This is a genomic window from Snodgrassella sp. W8135 (assembly GCF_016101225.1).
Classification (GTDB): domain Bacteria; phylum Pseudomonadota; class Gammaproteobacteria; order Burkholderiales; family Neisseriaceae; genus Snodgrassella; species Snodgrassella alvi.
Genome location: NZ_JACFQX010000001.1, coordinates 1,238,939 through 1,258,484, shown reverse-complemented (window position 1 = coordinate 1,258,484; position 19,546 = coordinate 1,238,939). Strand labels below are relative to the sequence as shown.

15 protein-coding genes and 1 tRNA gene are annotated in these 19,546 nt (G+C 41.8%); 8 read left to right on the top strand and 8 right to left on the bottom strand.

Features of this window, described 5'->3' with window-relative positions:
* Positions 1 to 350 precede the first annotated feature (350 nt).
* From H3T75_RS05620 to sbmA, 5 genes are all read left to right on the top strand, one after another.
* On the top strand, positions 351 to 1,601 hold the full coding sequence (locus tag H3T75_RS05620) for a lipoprotein-releasing ABC transporter permease subunit (RefSeq protein ID WP_198211223.1): 1,251 nt from the start codon (positions 351 to 353) through the stop codon (positions 1,599 to 1,601).
* The gene (gene lolD / locus H3T75_RS05615; protein ID WP_084587243.1) at positions 1,594 to 2,289 is read left to right on the top strand and encodes a lipoprotein-releasing ABC transporter ATP-binding protein LolD; all 696 of its coding nucleotides are present in this window, start codon (positions 1,594 to 1,596) and stop codon (positions 2,287 to 2,289) included. Before H3T75_RS05620 ends, lolD begins: the two co-directional genes overlap by 8 nt.
* A gap of 35 nt (positions 2,290 to 2,324) precedes the next feature.
* On the top strand, positions 2,325 to 4,106 hold the full coding sequence (gene recD, locus H3T75_RS05610; protein ID WP_198211222.1) for an exodeoxyribonuclease V subunit alpha: 1,782 nt from the start codon (positions 2,325 to 2,327) through the stop codon (positions 4,104 to 4,106).
* 145 nt (positions 4,107 to 4,251) lie between these two features.
* Positions 4,252 to 4,980, top strand: a complete 729-nt coding sequence (locus H3T75_RS05605; RefSeq protein WP_198211221.1) for a 5'-methylthioadenosine/adenosylhomocysteine nucleosidase — start codon at positions 4,252 to 4,254, stop codon at positions 4,978 to 4,980.
* A gap of 481 nt (positions 4,981 to 5,461) precedes the next feature.
* A complete protein-coding gene (gene sbmA, locus H3T75_RS05600) occupies positions 5,462 to 6,664 on the top strand; it encodes a peptide antibiotic transporter SbmA (RefSeq protein ID WP_198211220.1) in 1,203 nt (400 codons plus the stop codon).
* A gap of 199 nt (positions 6,665 to 6,863) precedes the next feature.
* On the opposite strand, the gene H3T75_RS05595 is transcribed toward sbmA, so the two are convergent.
* A complete protein-coding gene (locus H3T75_RS05595) occupies positions 6,864 to 8,633 on the bottom strand; it encodes a sodium:proton antiporter (protein WP_198211219.1) in 1,770 nt (589 codons plus the stop codon).
* Between the two features lie 373 nt (positions 8,634 to 9,006).
* Between H3T75_RS05595 and fumC the strand changes: the two genes are divergently transcribed.
* Positions 9,007 to 10,395, top strand: a complete 1,389-nt coding sequence (fumC, locus tag H3T75_RS05590) for a class II fumarate hydratase (RefSeq protein ID WP_198211218.1) — start codon at positions 9,007 to 9,009, stop codon at positions 10,393 to 10,395.
* Positions 10,396 to 10,529: 134 nt separating this feature from the next.
* Here fumC and H3T75_RS05585 read toward each other — a convergent pair whose 3' ends face one another.
* The 6 genes from H3T75_RS05585 to H3T75_RS05560 form a co-directional block, all read right to left on the bottom strand.
* A complete protein-coding gene (locus tag H3T75_RS05585) occupies positions 10,530 to 10,964 on the bottom strand; it encodes an META domain-containing protein (protein WP_078474818.1) in 435 nt (144 codons plus the stop codon).
* Positions 10,965 to 11,054: 90 nt separating this feature from the next.
* Positions 11,055 to 11,897: an RnfABCDGE type electron transport complex subunit B gene (locus tag H3T75_RS05580; RefSeq protein WP_110414125.1), complete on the bottom strand. Its 843-nt coding sequence runs from the start codon at positions 11,895 to 11,897 to the stop codon at positions 11,055 to 11,057.
* 145 nt (positions 11,898 to 12,042) lie between these two features.
* On the bottom strand, positions 12,043 to 13,437 hold the full coding sequence (locus H3T75_RS05575; RefSeq protein ID WP_198211217.1) for an efflux transporter outer membrane subunit: 1,395 nt from the start codon (positions 13,435 to 13,437) through the stop codon (positions 12,043 to 12,045).
* Positions 13,434 to 14,693 (bottom strand): HlyD family secretion protein, encoded by a 1,260-nt coding sequence (locus H3T75_RS05570; RefSeq protein ID WP_198211216.1) that lies wholly within the window; start codon positions 14,691 to 14,693, stop codon positions 13,434 to 13,436. The genes H3T75_RS05575 and H3T75_RS05570 overlap by 4 nt, the downstream gene beginning before the upstream one ends.
* Positions 14,694 to 14,710: 17 nt before the next feature.
* Entirely contained in the window at positions 14,711 to 16,444 is a 1,734-nt protein-coding gene (locus tag H3T75_RS05565) for an MFS transporter (protein WP_084551606.1), read from the bottom strand.
* Between the two features lie 444 nt (positions 16,445 to 16,888).
* Positions 16,889 to 16,964: transfer RNA gene (locus H3T75_RS05560), tRNA-Thr, on the bottom strand.
* Positions 16,965 to 17,165: 201 nt separating this feature from the next.
* Between H3T75_RS05560 and H3T75_RS05555 the strand changes: the two genes are divergently transcribed.
* Complete coding sequence (locus H3T75_RS05555) at positions 17,166 to 18,386, top strand: uracil-xanthine permease family protein (protein ID WP_078474813.1); 1,221 nt, start codon at positions 17,166 to 17,168, stop codon at positions 18,384 to 18,386.
* A gap of 308 nt (positions 18,387 to 18,694) precedes the next feature.
* Here the strand turns inward: H3T75_RS05555 and H3T75_RS05550 are convergent, their stop codons facing one another.
* On the bottom strand, positions 18,695 to 18,898 hold the full coding sequence (locus H3T75_RS05550; protein WP_025330479.1) for a cold-shock protein: 204 nt from the start codon (positions 18,896 to 18,898) through the stop codon (positions 18,695 to 18,697).
* Between the two features lie 226 nt (positions 18,899 to 19,124).
* Between H3T75_RS05550 and clpS the strand changes: the two genes are divergently transcribed.
* The gene (clpS, locus tag H3T75_RS05545; protein WP_025330480.1) at positions 19,125 to 19,430 is read left to right on the top strand and encodes an ATP-dependent Clp protease adapter ClpS; all 306 of its coding nucleotides are present in this window, start codon (positions 19,125 to 19,127) and stop codon (positions 19,428 to 19,430) included.
* Positions 19,431 to 19,546 lie beyond the last annotated feature (116 nt).

The window sequence follows — 19,546 nt, the reverse complement described above, 5'->3', positions numbered from 1 at the left end:
GCATTGATGTTTATCAAATTAAGCGGGTTAAATCGGGTAAATAATTTGTTTTGGGTCAGTTTTAAATACTTTTTTGACTATGGGTGAGATTGTTCACTACCACTCTTATATTAAACAGTTTGTGCTGCATACTGATTCATGCAAGCCACATCTGGCTTTGCAGTTTTCATTATTGAAATTGATATTATCAGCAGAGCATAATTAGTATTGGTTCTGAATATTATTTAACGTGCTGAAAAGATAAAAATTAATTTTTTACAAATATTAATAATCAGGTATTTGCTGTATAAGCATGACTTTGTCTGCTGCGCTCAGGTACAATCTGTTTTTTCTATTGAAATACAGTACTCATGGCATCTCTGGAAACATGGATTGGTTTACGTTATTTACGTGCCAGAAAACGTAATGGGTTTATGTCATTCATTACAGCAGTATCAATAGTTGGTATTGCATTAGGAGTGACAACATTAATTGTTGTTTTATCTGTTATGAATGGTTTCCAAAAAGAAATCCGCAATCAGCTCTTGAGTGTTGCTCCTCATGCTGAAATGGGTTTCTATGAAAATAGTCTGAACCAGCACTGGCAGGATTTGCAGAAGCTTGTTAAAGGTAATCCGCAAGTACTGGGCTCAGCTCCTTATGTGGCTGATCAGGCTTTGCTTGCTAATGCCGGCGAAGTTCGTGGTGTGCAAATACGCGGAATAGATCCGGCACTGGAGGGTAAAGTTGCAGATTATGGTCAGGGTATGCCCAAAAATGGGTTTGCTGATCTAAAGGCGGGTGAGTTTGGTATTCTTCTGGGAAAAGATTTGGCCGATGCACTGGGTGCTAATATCGGAGATAAGATAACTGTTATTACCCCTGATGGCAATGTTACACCAGCTGGTATGGTGCCACGGCTGAAGCAGTTTACATTAGTAGGTGTAGTTAAAACCAAAATCTATGAAGTGGATAATACACTTGCTTTAACTCATATTACGGATGCACAGAAATTGTACCGGCTGGGAAATAATGTAAGCGGATTGCGTTTAAAGCTGGCTGATCCGCAGAATGCACCGTCTGTCATTCAAAATATTGTGCCGGCAAAACTTCACAATGAAATCTGGATTCGCGACTGGACTTTTCAAAATCGCAGCTATTTTGATGCAGTGCAGATGGAAAAACGGATGATGTTTATTATCCTGTTATTAATCATTGCTGTAGCTGCCTTTAATCTGGTTTCGTCTTTAGTCATGGCGGTTACTGAAAAACAGGCTGATATTGCTATATTGCGCACCCTCGGACTTTCGCCGGGCGGCGTCATGCGTATTTTTATGATTCAGGGTGCCATAGCCGGATTCTTCGGTACATTTTTTGGTGTATTTTTTGGTGTAACACTCGGACTGAACATTGGCCGGATCGTTGCCTTTTTTGAACATCTGACGGGTAAGCACCTGATTCCTTCACAAGTATATTTTGTAAGCTATCTGCCTTCAGATGTGGAATTTTCTGATGTGTGTATGATTGCTGTTATTTCATTATTACTGGCTTTCGTTGCTACTTTATATCCAAGCTGGCGTGCCGCCAAAACTCAGCCGGCGGAGGCTCTGCGCTATGAATAAACCAGAATATGTTCTTGAGTGTGAGCATGTCAGCAAAACTTATGATGACGGACATTTACAGGTATCTGTACTGGATGATTTAGATTTCAAAGTCAGATGCGGTCAAAGTGTGAGTATAGTTGGTGCGTCCGGAAGCGGAAAATCTACTTTGCTGCATTTACTTGGCGGACTAGATACACCTAGTAGCGGTACTATACGTCTGATGGGACAAGATATTACCCGTCTTGGGCAGAAAGCCATAGGTCAGTTGCGTAACCAGTATCTGGGTTTTGTTTATCAATTTCATCATTTGTTGCCAGAGTTTACTGCGCTGGAAAATGTAATGATGCCTTTACTGATTGGACGCATACCAAAGGCTCAGGCAGAAGAACGTGCTAAGGAAATGCTGGATAACGTAGGGCTTAAGCAGCGTATGACCCACCGCCCCGGTGAATTGTCTGGCGGTGAGCGGCAACGGGCTGCTATTGCCCGTGCGCTGGTTACTCATCCCGCCTGTATATTGGCTGATGAACCTACAGGCAATCTAGATCGGAAAAATGCCGGCAATGTACTGGATATGATGCTGGATTTACAACATGAACTGAATACAAGTCTGGTAGTTGTTACCCATGATGATGAGCTTGCTCAACGTTTTGATGAAGTATTGACAGTAACAGATGGTAAATTAGTACCATTCAATGTTCGTTGATGTATGAATGTATAGGTTGTATTGATTGACTAAATATGGCTGAAGCTATCAATCCGTCAGAAACTCAGGAACAGTCTGCACATCCGGCGCTCGCTGCAATTGAGCATGTGCTTCGGGTGGTTGCCCAGCATGAGTGGGAAATTATTCAGCCATGGGCAGATAAACTGTTATGGGCGCTGAATCGTGGAGACAGTTATATTATTGTTCCCCGACAGCATTCGGAGGCGCTTCGTAAATGCAGAATTCTTGTTGGAGCTGCTGGTACTTATACGCCATTTATTTTGCAAAGCAATCATTTATTTTTAGGAAGAATGTGGCAGCTTGAGCAGGATATAGCCGAGTCTATGCTGGCATTGGCCAGTATTCCGCCTGTTCATTTGAATATGGATGTAGCCGCTGATCTGGCGGACTGGTTTCCTGATGCCGACAGTACCCAGCAACGTTTTGCTGCGGCACTGGCTCTTATTCAGCATTTTGTAGTGATTAATGGCGGGCCCGGAACAGGTAAAACGACTACTGTAGCCAAAATACTGGGTTTATTGCTGAAACATACCTGGCATTTATCACGTCCGCCGCAAATTGCACTGGTAGCTCCAACTGGCAAAGCAGCGGCACATATGGCCAGTGCTTTACAACGTGCATTGGATAAGCTGCCATTATCTGATGACAGCAGACAATTGCTGGCGGATTTATCAGGTCAGACGGTTCACCGCCTGTTACAGTTACAGCCTCCATTATTAACAGGCCCATTTGATGCAGAACATCCTTTACCGGTTGATATACTGGTGGTGGATGAATCTTCGATGCTGGATTTGTCTCTGTTTCGTGCACTGTTGCGTGCTTTAAAGCCTGATGTTCGTATCATTTTGCTGGGAGATGCTAATCAGCTGCCTGCTGTAGGCGCAGGAAATGTGCTGGCTGAATTATCCCAGCCGACAGTACTGTCTCCTGAACTGAAAAAACAGCTTACGGCTTTATTGCCCGAACAGTTTTTGCCTCCTGTCAGCGATAATGCCGGTATAGCTCAATATGTTGCAACTTTAACTCACAGTTACCGATTTGATGCGACACAGGGTATTGGTGCTCTGGCCTCCGCTTGTATCAACGGTGACGCGACGGCTGCACTTAATGCAGTAAACAGTTTTCCGGAGCAGTTACAACTGCACCAATTTGATATACAAGTACTGTGTCGCAAATTATATTCACAGCAACAGCTATGGTGGCAGGCAGTGGCTGAAAATAATATTACTCAAGTATTCAGCCATCTTACCGATATTATGGTGCTGACTACATGGCGTACTGATGCAGAAGCATTTAATCAGCAATACCGAAGCTATTTACGGACTCAGTTACATCAGAATACAGATAGCTGGTTTGCTGGTATGCCGATTCTGATTACTCAGAATGATTATGGTGTGGGTTTGTTTAATGGTGATATCGGCGTGATTCTTCCTGAACAGAATAATAGTGGGCATTTACTCGCTTATTTTGCTGAAGGGACAAATTATCGTTCAATTTCCCTCAGCCGCTTACCACAGCATGAGGCAGCTTTTGCCATTACGGTACATAAAAGTCAGGGATCAGAATATGATGATGTCTGGTTGCTGGCCCCGCAGTTGCGCGCAGCAGCTGATGATTCGTTGTTTAACCGTTCTCTTTTGTATACCGCATTAACCAGAGCCAGAAAACAGTTTACTTTTTGCGGTGCGTCTAAACAGCTAGTACAAGGTATAAAAAACAACCAGCAGCGGCATGGTGGATTAGGTACAGCTCTGACTCAATTATTGAGGAAACAGACGCAATTGTCTTTATTCTGAGTTGGCGGAATCTGAATCCGCATTGGTTGTTTTGTTCAAATAATTCATCTGTTAATCATTAAATTGTTGTGCATTACATCCATGTGGTGAATAAAATAAGATTATGCTATTCTGTTTGATTCTGTTACAGAATAAAGTTTCAATTATGCAAAAACCTTTAATTGCCATTATTGCGGCTATGCAGCCTGAGCTGGATTACCTGCTTGAACAACTGGATAACCGGCAGGATAGTCAGGCTGGTGCTGTTCATTTTCATCAGGGTGAAATTAAAGGCGTACCAGTGATACTTGCACTGAGTGGTATTGGTAAAGTCAATGCGGCGCTGACAACAGCAGTAATAATTGAAAGATTTACACCTGATTATGTTATCAATACTGGTAGTGCCGGTGGTTTGAAAGCCGGTATTCAGATTGGCGACGTTGTTGTAGGTTGGGAAATAGCTCATCATGATGTTGATGTAACTGTTTTTGGTTATGTGCCGGGGCAGGTACCACAATTACCGGCACGATTTAACGCTAACCAGTATCTTGCTGATGCAGCCAGAAAAGCCGCACACGTATTTACAGGTGCAGAAATCTATACTGGTTTAATTGTCAGTGGTGATCAGTTTGTTGGTACTGCTGAACAAAATCAATTGATTAAAGAAAAATTTTCTGATGTTGTGGCTGTAGAAATGGAAGCCGCTGCCATTGCGCAAACTTGCTATCAGCTTAATATCCCTTTTGTGATTATTCGTGCTATTTCAGATAATGGTGATGCAAATGCTTCTGTCAGCTTTGATCAGTTTCTGCAACAGGCTGCCGGTAATTCTGCACAAATGGTAATCAACTTAATTACTTCAGGATTGAATAAATCTGCCTTTGAAAACAAGTAAATTAGAGTAGTGATACTGAAAACAGAGTAGATATTCAGATAAATAAATATTCTGATACTGCTCTGTTTTTTTTATTTCTTGCTCTGAATTGTCTTAATATAGTGTTGGGTACTGTGAATCTTTTGACATTTATTAGTCTTGGCAGAAAATAATAAATAATTTGGATTATCTGTTTGAGCATGTTTATGCAGAAAATTTTCTTAAAAGCATTACATTGCTAAAATTTAATTTTGCCGGTTTCTCAGATATCGAATTTGATACAGGTGCTGTGTGATTACATTAAATTTTTGTTTGAAAAAATTTGATTATAAACAATTTAAATATTATTAATTGACTTTGTAGACAAGCCACTATTTAATAGCTTCTTTACAATATAGCTGGTTATGTAATAACTGTATTTACTGTGCTGCCCGCAGCTAAAGAAAATTAAGACTAATAATAGCTTATTTTTAACCGGCATTTATTTCATCAGGATGAGATTGTGTTCCATTCATTTTTTCCAAAGCCACGTTGGTTTTTTCCGTCTGCCATATTGTGGATAGGTCTGAATATTGCTCTCTGGTATTGCGGTGGGGAGAGTGCCGGAGAGTGGTTTGGCTGGCCGCAAGGCTATGCGGACAAACCTCTGGCTATTGGTCTTTCGCGTTTCTGGTCGCCGGCATTTTTGTGGTTTTATCTCTGGTTCTTGCTGGCTACAATCATTTTTGCTGTTTTCTGGTCAGTAGTAGCAAAACATCCGTGGCAGCGCTGGTCAATATGGGGTTCTGCTTTAATTCTTTTTAATATCTGGTTTAGTGTACAGATAAACGTAACGATTAATGCCTGGTATGGTCCTTTCTGGGATATGATTCAGAAGATGCTCAGTAATGGGGGTGGGCCGATCAGTGATTTGTATCAGAATATACTAACATTTTTGCAGATTGCGATGGTTGCAGTAACAGTATTTGTATTAAATACTTTTTTTGTCAGTCATTATGTATTTCGCTGGCGTACAGCCATGAATTATTACTATATTGAAAACTGGTCGAAACTGCGTACTGTTGAAGGGGCTTCTCAGCGTGTTCAGGAAGATACAATGCGCTTTGCCACTATTGTAGAAGAGTTGAGTGTCAGTCTGGTTCGGGCGGTTATGGTATTGATTGCATTTTTACCTCTACTGTTTCAGTTATCCAGCCATGTGCCGGCATTACCAATAATTGGTGAAGTAAAATATTCACTGGTTTGGGCAGCACTGGGCTGGTCCTTGTTTGGTACAGTTTTATTAGTTGCGGTCGGTATTAAATTACCCGGACTTCAGTTTAATATTCAAAAAGTAGAAGCTGCATATCGTAAAGAGCTGGTATATGGGGAAGATGATAGTGAACGTGCTCAGCCGGCGACATTGAAAGAGCTTTTCGAACGGGTAAAGGTTAATTACTACAGACTGTATTTTCACTATGCCTATTTCAATATGGTGAGTATATGGTATTTACAGCTGGATGGTATATATGGTCTTGTTATGTTATTTCCATCCATTGCTGCGGGTACCATGACTCTGGGCTTAATCAATCAAATTCTTAACGTATTTAATAATGTTCGTGAATCATTTCAGTATCTTATTAATTCATGGAAAACCATTATTGAGTTGCTGTCAATTCATAAACGTTTGAAGGCTTTTGAATCTATACTAAATGACAAAAATTGATATCTGATTGTTTAGAAAATTCTATGGGTATTCAGCTCTGACCGGATACCCATTAAATTTTATCAGTTTGCTCCAATAATGGATGAATAGTGATAATGTAACCAAAAGTTACATGAGAATCTTATTGGGTATTTCACAAATTTAAATTTACAAGTTGTAATTAAGCAAAATAAATCTTGATTATATTTGCAGAGTTTTTTTATTGATAATCCAGTGCAATCAGTTTTTTATCTATAGCTGTTGAGGGTTGAAATTCAGAGCTGATGATATACAAAATGTTATTTTTATCCTGTAAAAAAAGCGGAATAGCCTGCGGATGATCATGACAATACTGATGATAATCATAGGTAGCGGTAATATTGGTAATTTTAATTTTTGTCTGCTTACCGAGCATATTTTCCAGCCTTCTGAAAGTCACATCTTTGCCAAAAAGCTGGCGGGAAACATATTGATACTGTTTTTGTGCACGCGATGTTAAATCCTGTTCTTCATTAAAACGGATGCGATATATATTCTGTTCGCCAAAATCATGCCGAAATTGCAGCTCACATAATGTATTCAGTTCTTTATCACGGCTAACAGCAAACAGATAGCCAATACCTATCAGGTCAAGCTCAGTTTGTGCATTTTCTGAAACAGGGTTGCCAAAATATGTACGTAACCCCTTCATGCGCGCACGGGCAATTTGTACATAGTGATAATCGGCAACTAAAACATCAATATTAAGCTGCTTAAGTGTTGTAGCCAGCATCAGGGCTACTTCATTACTGCCTACAATCAGTACACCGTTATTACCGGGTTCACGGACTTTTAGTATACCGGCAACGGTTTTGGCACCAAGTCCCTGTATCAGGACAGTACCAATAATAATCAGAAAAACCATTGGTGCCAGTAGTTCAGTACCGGATAAGTGTTGATTTTGCAGGCGTAATGCAAACAATGAAGCAATGGACGCAGCGACGATACCGCGCGGACCTATCCAGCTAATCATTATTTTTTCCTGGATACTTAGGCCGGAATTAAAAGAAGAGAACCATACAGCCAGAGGACGTGCAATAAACATTGCGATAAATAGCAAAGCCAGCCCACGCCAGCCTAAACCCAGTAACGCAGTAACGTCCATACGGGCAGCAAGAATAATGAACAGCGTAGGTATAAATAATAAAGTTAAAGATTCATTAAATGCGAGAATACTTTGACGAGGAAATTGCGGCCAGTTTGCCAGGGCGAGTCCTAAAATAGTAACGGTTAACAAACCAGACTGGCTTTCGAGATAATTGGATACGGAAAACAAAATTAAAACAAAGGCAAATGTTACGACATTGCGCATATATTCAGGCAGCCAGTAGCGTTTGATGGCATTGGCAAGAAATACTGCACCGAGACCACCGCAAATAAATGCTACCAGTACAATTTTGCTAAAAAGCAATAGAGAATTTTCATGTCCGTCAGAAACGATATATTCGTATACCAGTACAACTGCAATGGCACCTACTGGATCAATAATAATCCCTTCCCAGCGCAGAATATTGGCAATTTTCGAACGAGGACGCACACTGCGCAGCATGGGTGCAATAACAGTAGGGCCAGTTACACAGACAAGTGCACCAAATAACAGAGCTACCCGAAAATCCAGATTAAACAGCCAGTATGCCGCCAGCGATAATACGACAATAGTTATCACTGCTCCAAGCGTAACCAGATTCTGCACAACTCGTCCGTGCTGGCTGATTTCATGAAATTGCAGGGTCAGTGCGCCTTCAAACAAAATAATGGCAACGCCAAGTGAAATAGAAGGAAAAAGTAGACTTCCCAGCACTGTATCAGGATGAAACCAGCCCAGAACCGGACCAATCATGATTCCGGTAAACAACAAAAAGAGTACAGACGGTTGTTTTAAATACCATGCCAGCCATTGAGCGCCCATGCCCAGAGCCAGTAATATCGATAACTGAAAAGCGATATCCATTGCTTATATTTGTGTAGTTCTCAGAATTGCTATTCTGCCACAAACTTGTTTCGCTATTATTATTTTCGATGAAGTGACGATTATGTATTAACTAAATGATATTTATATTGACAGATTATCAAACTTAGACTGATTGTTTGGCAGGCAAATACATGTTAATGGAAATTAACATGTATATCTTTAGGTTATATTAATTTATGTATTATAAATACAATTAATTTGTAGCTAAATTGACTGAATCGCTGCACAATTATGCATGTTTATAATGGGAATTAAATATATTCCAGATGTCTGTGAATGTAATTAATGCCTGTCTAGTGTGCAAGTTATTGTTTTGTTTTCAATAATGTGTGCACGCAATCATGGAGACGATATGAATACACGTATTGAACATGACAGCATGGGTGAAATTGCTGTATCTGAAAATGTTTACTGGGGTGCGCAGACTCAGCGCAGTCTGCAAAATTTTGATATTGGCGGCGAAACTTTGCCACCAGCTATGATTCAGGCAATGGCTCTGGTTAAAAAAGCAGCCGCATTAACTAACCAGCAGCTTGAGCGTATCAGCGGTGAATGTGCCGGTCTGATAGTACAGGCAGCTGAACGTGTTCTGGAAGGGAAACTGGCTGACCAGTTCCCATTGGTGGTATGGCAAACCGGCTCTGGTACGCAGAGTAATATGAACATGAATGAGGTTCTGGCTAATGTGGCCAATGAAATAGCTGGTCAGCCAAGAGGCAGTTATAAACCGGTACACCCGAATGATCATGTTAACCATGCTCAGTCTACCAATGATTCATTTCCGACTGCTATTCATGTCGCTACAGCAATTCAGATTAATAAGCATTTGATTCCCGCTGTACAGGCTTTACGTGACACACTGGCTTCTAAAGCAGAAGCCTTTAAAGATATTGTTAAAATTGGTCGTACACACCTGCAGGATGCGACACCGCTGACACTGGGTCAGGAATTCAGTGGCTATGTCAGCCAGCTGGATCATGGACTAGAGCGTTTGCAGCAGGCATTACACTGGTTATATGAATTGCCATTGGGTGGTACGGCTGTAGGCACTGGTTTGAACAGTCATCCGCAGTATGCAGAAAAATCAGCAGCTAAACTGGCTGAGTTAACCGGTTTACCGTTTGTTAGTGCACCTAATAAATTTGAAGCACTTGCTGGACGTGATGCAGTGGTATTCGCTTCTGGAAGCCTGAAAACTCTGGCAGTTAGCCTGAACAAGATTGCCAATGATATTCGCTGGCTGGCCAGCGGACCTCGCTGCGGTATCGGGGAAATTACTATTCCGGCAAATGAACCTGGTTCAAGTATTATGCCGGGTAAAGTGAATCCGACACAGTGTGAAGCCATGACTATGGTAGCTGCTCAGGTAATGGGTAATGATACGACTATTACAGTAGCGGGTGCTTCGGGTAATTTTGAACTGAACGTATTTATGCCTGTACTGGTGTTTAATATTCTGCAATCAGTACGTTTACTGGCTGATGCATGCAATAGTTTCAATCTGCGTTGTGCACAAGGAATTGAACCTGTAAAAGAAAAAATTGATGCCAATTTACATCATTCACTGATGCTGGTTACTGCGCTGAATCGTCATATTGGTTATGAAAAAGCAGCTAAAATTGCTAAAACTGCTTATGCACAGAATACAAGCCTGAAACAGGCAGCAATAGAGCTGGGATTTCTGACAGCAGAAGAGTTTGATAAATGGGTTATTCCTGAAGATATGATTGCACCACACTAATGGTGTAATCTGATTAAAAGCCGCATCGAATTAATTCCATGCGGCTTTTTGATATTAAACTCAGTATTATCGGTTGTATGATTAAGCTTTTAAAATTGATTACAATCTGATAATAAATTTTTTGTATATTTTAGTTAGTTTGCTGTATTTTTAATTAAACGCGCTTCTAACCTTACATAGCGGTGTTTGTCCAGTAATTGCAGACGTACACCAGTAGTATCATTGATTATACGCCATGATTTAACAAAACCTAATGTACCGGTACCAGTCCGTTCATCTTCTATATTGGCACATAGTTTAGTGATGCCGAAAGGCTTACTTAATCGCAATGTATGACGATAGTCGCGATAGGTTCCGTTTATATGATTACAGCCGAAATAAGCAAAATACTGGTGTGTATTCGGATCAAAACGAATGCGAGAAGAAGTATCTGGTGTGGGTTCTCCATTCAGAGAACGGATTTCCCAGTTACCGGATAAAAATCTGGTATCAGGCTTATCTGCAAAAGCACAGGCATTAGTTATAAGCAAAACAGCCATACAACCCAGAAAGAATGTTAGTTTCTTCATCTTTTTAATTTCATTTACTTATATAGCCAATTAATTTTGACATATTTTAGTATTTTAGCATTTTTATTCAATTTTGTCAGATTTTGCGCATTATTGTTCGGATTCGCGTTGTTGTTTATACAAACGTAACCATTCAAGAGCTTCTGTTTTTTGCTGATCATTTCCATATTGTAAATCTCGCATGGCGCGGCGGTAACCAGCCTGCTCCTGTGCCTTGGCAATTTGCTGCTGCTGAAAAGAGTCTTGATTATCAGGCACTCTTCTGTGTATCTGTTGCGTTTGTGCTTTAGCCATTGCTTTTGCAATCAGGGCAGCCGGATTAATTTTTCCGGCAGACTTTGCTGCAGAAGTTGTGGTTGTTGCAGGCTCTTTAGCTTTGCGTGCATGCAGTTGCTCCTCTTTTAAACGCTGCAGGCGTTGCAGACGTTCGGTACGATGCTGAAATCGCAGACTTGCCTGAGTAGCAGCAGCAAAACGGTCACTTTCCTGCCCATCGGTCAGTGTTCTTGACCGTGGTAACCAGTGTTCAAGTACCGGCTGCATATCGATACAATCAACCGGGCAGGGGGCAATACATAATTCACAACCACTGCATTCAGTGCTGATTACTGTATGCATTTGTTTGGTTGCGCCCATAATCGCATCTACCGGACAGACTTTAATACATGCCGTACAACCGATACACTCGGTTTCATCAATTACAGCTATTGCTTTAGGGAGGGCAGCTTTAAGCGCATCAGCCGGAGGAAGAACCTGCACTTTTAACAGTTTAGCTAAATCACTGATGACAGCAGTACCGCCCGGTGTACAAAGGTTAATTTCAGCTTCTCCGCGACTCAATGCCTGAGCATACGGCAAACAACCCTGATATCCACATTGCCTGCACTGAGTCTGAGGTAAAAGCCGGTCAATGTGTTCAGAAGCAATAGACATGATAAAACTACGTAGTTTTTAATACTTAAAGAACTATTCTAACATAAAGCTAAAACAGCAAATTTATACATATAAGCAGACTTTATTAAATATTATAGTCTGTTTATTCTGCTTTGTATTCAATCCTGTGCGGTTGTGGCTGAAATTATTTACCTGCAGGTGCTGTCCAGCCTCCGCCAAGAGCCTGATAAAGTGAAACCTGTGAATTCAGATAATCTGCTTTACTCTGAATCAGCTGACTTTGTACGCTTAGTAAATTGCGCTGGCTGTCCAGAACATCAAGATAAGGAGAATAACCTGCACGATAACGATTTGTTGCATGGTGCAGGGCATTCTCCAGTGCATTTCGTTCCATTTCCAAAGCTTGTTCCTGTTCCTGCAGGCGATAACTGCCGGATAATTGGTCTTCAACTTCCTTCAGAGCAGTCAGCACAGTTTTGCGATAGTTCCAGACAGCTTCATTACGTTTAGCTACATTCAGATCAAAATTTGCTTTTAATCGTCCGCCTTCGAATACAGGTGCCAGAATACTGCCGCCTATACTCCATAAATTAACCGGTTCTTTAATTGGTGAAGTGGTAAACAGACGGCCGAATGTAGCGCTGATTTTCACGGAAGGTAAAAATTGTGCCTGAGCCGAAGCCAGACTGGCATCACTGGCAGCTATTAATAGTGCTGACTGAACTATATCCGGACGATTTTTCATCAGATCAGAAGGCAGTATGTCAGGTATAGCCGGTGCATGCAGTTCCGATAAGGATAAACCGCGTTCAATGGTACGGCTGCTACTGCCTGTCAGCATACTCAGAGCATGTTCCTGCTGGCTGATACTGGATTGAACTACTGGAATCTGTTGCAGTGTGGCTGCATATTCAGCCTGTGCCTGATTCAGTTCCAGCTTGGATGTATAGCCGACATTAGCTTTAGATTGAGCAATTTTTAGCTCTCGCTGACGCGCTTCCAGAGTTTTTTGCAGTAAATTCAGCTTTTCATCAAGTGCACGCAGAGTGACATAAGATTTAACCGTAGTTGTGATGACACTCAGACGGGTTGCTTCTTCGGCAATTTCACTGGCCTGCCGGTTCAGACGACGTGCTTTCCATGCATTACGGTTTTGACCAAAAACATCCAGTTCGTATGCAGCCTGAAATGTTGGCTGTTCTACCCGGTTAATGGTAGCAATACCAAAAGCATTCAGGCTTTTTTGCCGTGAAGTACCGCCGCTGGCTTCCAGACTGGGTAGTAAGGATGCGCGCGAAGCATGTTCCTGAGCGAGTGCTTCCTGTATTCGTGTTTGTGCCAGAGCGATATCAATGTTATTAGCAAGTGCTTCACTGATAAGCCGGTTTAAAACCGGATCATTAAGCTGAGTCCACCATTGTGCATCTGCATGTTGAGCGGAGTGATGATACTGTTCATGCCACTGTACCGGAACGTCGACCCGCGCAGCTGCCGGAATGTTCGGAATTCTGGGAATACAACCACTGGCACTGACTGATAGGGCGATCAGGGTAAACAGTCTGATTAAAGGTGTTTTCATGCTTTCACTCTGGTTGTATCTATACTTACTACCACAGACATGCCCGGGCGCAGACGTTCAAAAAGATCATTACTGGTATCAATGCGTATACGGACAGCGATACGCTGTGGCACTTTAACGAAGTTACCTGTAGTGGTATCTGGTTTGATTGCAGAAAACTCACTGCCCGCAGCCGGAGAAATTTTTTCTACGGTACCTTTGACTCTGGCTCCGTTCAGGGCATCCACTGTAAACCATGCTGGCTGACCAACGCGGATATTGGCTGTCTGTGCCTCTTTAAAGTTAGCGACTACCCATTTGTGTGCGGGTACCAGAAACATTAATTGTGTTCCGGCATTTACCAGCTGACCATTTTTGACACTGATTTCACTTAGCCGGCCATTTTCAGGCGCCCGGACAACGGTATTGGATAAATCAATCTGAGCCAGTCCGAGCTGTGCATGTGCATTATCAACGTTTGCTTTCAGGCCGCTCTTGTTAACATGAGTGCTTTTCAGATCTTCCTGAGCAACCCGATATTGTGCTTTAGCTTCCGCAACTCCGGTTTGAGCCTGTTTTAATGCAGCTCTTGTCTGGTCGCGTTCACGTAAGGAAAGCGAACCATCAGCAACCAGAATATTTACCCGGGCCATATCAGCCTGAGCTTTTTCCAGTTGCGCCTGAGCATTGGCAATATCTGCCTCACGGGCTGCCAGAGTTGCTTCTTTACTGCGGCGATTCTGTTCGTAATTGGCTAAAGAGCTATCCTGTAAACCAATTCCGGCTTCAGCGGCTGCAACTTTTTGTTTGTAGATGCGGTCATCAATCTGTATGAGTGGCTGTCCAGCCTTAACGTCGTCAAAATCCTGAACATATACCTTAGTAACGTAACCAGTTACTTGAGGACTGATTATGGTAGTCTGACCACGTACATATGCATTATCAGTTGATACCATTGAGTTGCGGAATGGTGGTAATTTCCATGCACGTAAAATCATCAGGACACCAAGCATTAATACCAGTACCAGAATAGCTGTTACAAACCATTTACGTTTAGGAGGCTGCCACTGACTGGCTGCCGGCTGGGCAGGTGAGGGATTAGCCTTACCGGCAGAAGCGGATGAGCTGTTTTGCTGGTTCGTGCCCGCCTGATTCGTATTTGGCTGAGCAGATGTCTGTTCTTTAGCGGTTTTGTTTGCTGCCGGAGCAGACTGTACAGTTTGATTGCCGGTTGTTTTCTGATTTTGATCCGGATTGTTTTGTTGTGTGTCAGTCATTATTGTCCTTCTTTATTTTATTGTTTTGGCGGTTCTTGCATTGCACGCTGGCGGGCAGCCGCATAGTTTCTCAGTTCACGCCCGATAGGGTTGGTACCGTGTATCTGATGCCACCAGCGATGTGCGCCGACAACCAGAAAGCAGATTAACGAACCGATTCCCACCAAAACAAATAAATCATTGTAAGCAGCTATTTGTGCCAGCATGGTGTCCTGTTGAATCAGTTTACTGACACCATAGGCATGATTCCAGCTGCTATCAAAACTAAAGCGCTGGCTGGCCAGAGCATTCTTCTGAATTGCCTGATTGACTAGCGGGTCTGTCAGGTATGCACTGTCTGCGCTGTTAATCAGATGAATGCGTGTTCTGATCGTAATGAAAGCATTAAGTAACGCTGAACCGATTAGTCCACCGACAGTTTGTGAAAAACCGAATACTGCCGAGAAACTCATGATGTATACAGGGTCTTTGGAAAGAGCCCGTATCAGTCCTTCCATCATAACCGGCCCGAAAAAAAACAGCGAAGCAAAGGCAATCATAAACTCGGGAATATAGAAGTTAACCGGCCGTGACCACTGATTCTGTCCAACTTCCATAAAACTGGCCATAGCAATAATGGCAAATGAAATGACCAAAGGTAATTTAATATCAAGAGGATTGAATGTTAATACACTAGTAAGCAATCCGAGTGCAGCACCGCAGGAAACAACAGCATAAAAATGTATCATCTGGTCATTACTCAGACCTAAAACTGTCATCAGACCGGCCGCACCCATATTTTGTTCAGATAAGGCAACCCGTATCAGTGAACCGAAAATCAGTATCTGGAGCATACCGTTGGTATGCATCATCCATTTGATATCCAGCATCGGGTGTTTGCGGTTGTATTCAATAATCACGGAAAGCATACAGCATACGACGCCGGCTACAAACAGCCAGCCAATCCAGTCTTTGTCCCACCAGACAATCCTGCCTTGTACCGCTCCTGCAGAAATAAAGGCAATTCCGGCAGCCAGCAAAGGGAAGCTTATCAGATCAATTTTTTCGAAAGATTTTTCCAGATAGCCAGAGGGAATAGGTAACAGCCATACTGCACCGCATACCAGTAATGCCATACCTAGCTGAAAGCTGAATACAAGCTGAAACTGTTCGTGCTGTAAAAGCAGGGGAGAAATAAATCTGGCCAGCGGCTGGCTGAGCTGAGTAAGCCCCAGCCCGAATATCATGCCTTTACCACGATGAATAGCCGGCATCGCCTGCATCATGTAATACATGGCTACACTGTTTAAGCTGCCGCCTACCAACCCGCTCATACCACGGGCGAATAATTCCATATAATAATCATGGAAAAAAAACTGAAGGCAATTAGTCAGTATCAGCCCAAGAATGATATAGCCTACATAACGCGGCAACCCGAAATTCTGGCGGATTTTAAAAAGTAATACACTGATAATGGCGCTGAACATGTAATAAGATACCTGTATCCAGCCGCCCTGTTCAGGTGTCAGTCCCAAGTAGCCCTGAATCTGGGGAATGTTAGCCAGCATCATGCCATTGGTAAATCCGGCAGTTAAGCCAACGATTGTTCCAATGATGCCGTAGCATAAACGCCTTTTCCACGGATGGTCGGGAAATGACGGTGAGCCCGCCATCATGGGGCGTTCATGCGGTTTTAACTGATAGATATTTTGAGACATGGATTTTTTACTGCAATATACATATGCTGAAGCCGCTACAATTAAAAATGCCATCCAGTAATCCTGATTAACTCAGATGGATGGGCGATAAACGTTCAGCGTGTAATTATTCTAAAACAAATTTTTAGTTTCTGCTAACAATATTTTAATATCTGTGATAATAACTCTGCTTTAGAATAACGGATATAAATTGTTAATTTTTAAAATTATTTATCATTGTATAAATATAAAACTATTGTGTCTGTCAATAAATCTCAAGTGATAAAGATAAATTACGATTACATAAATATACGATAATTAAAACAGACAAGACCGCATATTAGTTTAATGTAAGATAGGACGAAAGTTCAGTAATTACTGATTGATTTTTTAGAGACAGGCATAAGTGATAATCACTCATAAGTATTAACTTATTTTGTTAATAAAAAATCCAGAAGAGCAGATGGTCGTTAAAAACAAAAAAGCATAATCCTGAGATTATGCTTTTTTGTTTTTAACTGGTGCCGGCACCAAGAGTCGAACTCGGGACCTTCTGATTACAAGTCAGCTGCTCTACCAACTGAGCTATGCCGGCGAAAGAGGAGCGCATTATGCGCAATAAAATTAAATCGTGCAAGCCTTTTTGGTGATTATTTTTTAAATTTACAATTAAACTGCTGTTTTAACGATTAAATAAAATATTCAAGTTTTAGCCTGATGGCGACAAACTATAACTATTTTTTATAACGTCCTATATTATAATACTGGGTTTTGTTTATTTATCGGGAGTGTCAGGGTGGGACACCATTTGAAACTCGCGCTTGCCGGCGCGCAAATTCTGTTTGTAGCATTTGGTGCTATGGTTCTGGTACCGTTGCTGACAGGGCTGAATCCGGCACTGGCATTAATGGGTGCAGGTATAGGTACTTTATTATTTCAACTTTGTACTAAACGTAAAGTACCGATTTATCTTGGTTCCTCTTTTGCGTTTATTGCACCGATTATTTATGCCATGCAGGAATGGGGACTTGGTTCAACTATGTTTGGTCTGTTTGCTGCCGGCTTTATGTATTTTGTTTTTGCCGCATTAATTAAATGGCGCGGTCTGGCTTCAGTACATCGTTTACTGCCACCAGTGGTCATTGGTCCGGTGATTATGGTGATAGGTTTATCGGTGGCTGTGGTAGCGAGCAGTATGGCTATGGGCAGATCCGGTGATAAGCAGGTGGTTGATTACGCTCATTCATTATTTTTGTCCGGTTTCACATTTGCTGTAACGGTTATTGTTACAGTATTCGGCAGCAAAATGATGCGGCTGATTCCGATTCTGATCGGTGTGGCTGCCGGTTATATTATGGCCTTATTTACCGGTATGGTAGATACCAGTGCCATGGCAGCGGCACCCTGGTTTGCTGTGCCGCATTTCGCTACACCTGAGGTTAACTGGCAGGCTGCACTGTTTATGCTGCCCGTAGCTATCGCACCAGCTATTGAGCATATTGGCGGAATCATGGCGATTGGTAAGGTAACAGGCCACGATTATGTAAAAGACCCCGGTTTGCATCGGACTTTGCTGGGTGATGGTTTGGGTGTATGTGTGGCCGGTCTGATTGGCGGCCCTCCGGTTACTACTTATGGAGAGGTTACCGGCGCGGTGATGATTACTAAAAACAGTAATCCGGTAATTATGACCTGGGCAGCCGTTTTTGCAATTTTTATGGCTTTTTTTGGTAAGTTTAATGCATTTCTCAGCTCTATTCCGTTGCCGGTAATGGGCGGGATTATGTTGTTGCTGTTTGGTACTATTGCTTCATTAGGTTTGAAAACGCTGATTGATGCCAAAGTGGATTTGATGGAACCGCGTAATCTGGTGATTGTCAGTTCCGTACTGACTGTCGGTATCGGCGGTATGGTTGTGAAGATTGGTACGATGGCTTTTGCTGGTGTGGGTTTGTGCGCTTTACTGGCGATTGTGCTTAATTTGCTGTTACCGGCTAAATCATCTGTTCAGTCCTGATAGATTATTTAAACGATTTATCCTGTAAAAAACCGCAGCTTGTTTATTGCTGCGGTTTTTGTATTTGGATATTAATTCTGTCTTTTAAGATAGTTTCAGTAAGAAATATATCAATTCAGATACAGGAATTTCAGGACAAATTACGTGCAGGAATATTAACTGTCTGAATATCAACGGCCAGTTAAATAGAGATTAATGATACAGATAAATATTTAGGTCATTATCCTGCAAAAGACAATTTCTTCAATTTCAAACAGAAAATAGCGGCTTTTGCCGCTATTTTAGACTAACCGGACAACCGGCTAAGATTAAGCTGCCTGAATATTAGCCGCTTGTTTACCTTTTGGACCGGTGGTCACATCAAAAGATACACGTTGACCTTCTTTCAAGGTTTTGAAACCATTCATGTTGATTGCAGAGAAATGTGCAAACAAATCTTCGCCACCTTCATCTGGGGTAATAAAACCAAAACCTTTAGCGTCGTTAAACCACTTAACAATACCAGTTGCCATGAAACTTCCTATACATAAAAAACAAAATAAAGAACAAGTTTACGACACAAAAAGGCCAAAAAAATAGTGAACGACTGTACAACAGTTTGTCTGGCAGTCTATGTCTGACTTGTTAAGTAGTCTTTTTACATAGGTTAAGAACTAACGTCAAGCAAGCTTACCGAAAAATGATAAAATTATTAAAACCGTTACTAAAAACCCACAGATACATGTAGATTAATAGACAATGTCAAATTCGAAGATACAAATTGTTAGCCAGAGCCAGAAATCCATGATAATGCCGCCAAAGCGCTATAAAGTGGTTTTGCTGAATGATGATTACACGACAATGGACTTTGTAATTGCAATTTTAATGGATGTGTTTCATTTACCACATACGCAGGCCATAGCTATTATGCTGATGGTACATGAATCAGGCAGCGGGATATGCGGTGTGTTTCAAAAAGATATTGCAGAAACAAAATGTAATCAGGTTTTGTCACGCTCGGAAGCAGCCGGTTTTCCTTTACAGTGTTTGGTAGAAGAGGCCTGAATTGCCTGTTTGGGTAATTACGGGTGAAATATTAGTTCTGCGGGCGCTACTTGAATTTTATCGTGTATGCTTCATGTTGTTTATACAAGTGAATAAAATTGGTTGCAGTCGCTATT

Coding starts and splice junctions, on each gene's coding strand:
- H3T75_RS05620 (WP_198211223.1), top strand. CDS start 351: ATGGCATCTCTGGAAACATGGATTGGTTTACGTTATTTACGTGCCAGA.
- lolD (WP_084587243.1), top strand. CDS start 1,594: ATGAATAAACCAGAATATGTTCTTGAGTGTGAGCATGTCAGCAAAACT.
- recD (WP_198211222.1), top strand. CDS start 2,325: ATGGCTGAAGCTATCAATCCGTCAGAAACTCAGGAACAGTCTGCACAT.
- H3T75_RS05605 (WP_198211221.1), top strand. CDS start 4,252: ATGCAAAAACCTTTAATTGCCATTATTGCGGCTATGCAGCCTGAGCTG.
- H3T75_RS05595 (WP_198211219.1), bottom strand. CDS start 8,633: ATGGATATCGCTTTTCAGTTATCGATATTACTGGCTCTGGGCATGGGC.
- fumC (WP_198211218.1), top strand. CDS start 9,007: ATGAATACACGTATTGAACATGACAGCATGGGTGAAATTGCTGTATCT.
- H3T75_RS05585 (WP_078474818.1), bottom strand. CDS start 10,964: ATGAAGAAACTAACATTCTTTCTGGGTTGTATGGCTGTTTTGCTTATA.
- H3T75_RS05580 (WP_110414125.1), bottom strand. CDS start 11,897: ATGTCTATTGCTTCTGAACACATTGACCGGCTTTTACCTCAGACTCAG.
- H3T75_RS05575 (WP_198211217.1), bottom strand. CDS start 13,437: ATGAAAACACCTTTAATCAGACTGTTTACCCTGATCGCCCTATCAGTC.
- H3T75_RS05570 (WP_198211216.1), bottom strand. CDS start 14,693: ATGACTGACACACAACAAAACAATCCGGATCAAAATCAGAAAACAACC.
- H3T75_RS05565 (WP_084551606.1), bottom strand. CDS start 16,444: ATGGCATTTTTAATTGTAGCGGCTTCAGCATATGTATATTGCAGTAAA.
- H3T75_RS05550 (WP_025330479.1), bottom strand. CDS start 18,898: ATGGCAACTGGTATTGTTAAGTGGTTTAACGACGCTAAAGGTTTTGGT.
- clpS (WP_025330480.1), top strand. CDS start 19,125: ATGTCAAATTCGAAGATACAAATTGTTAGCCAGAGCCAGAAATCCATG.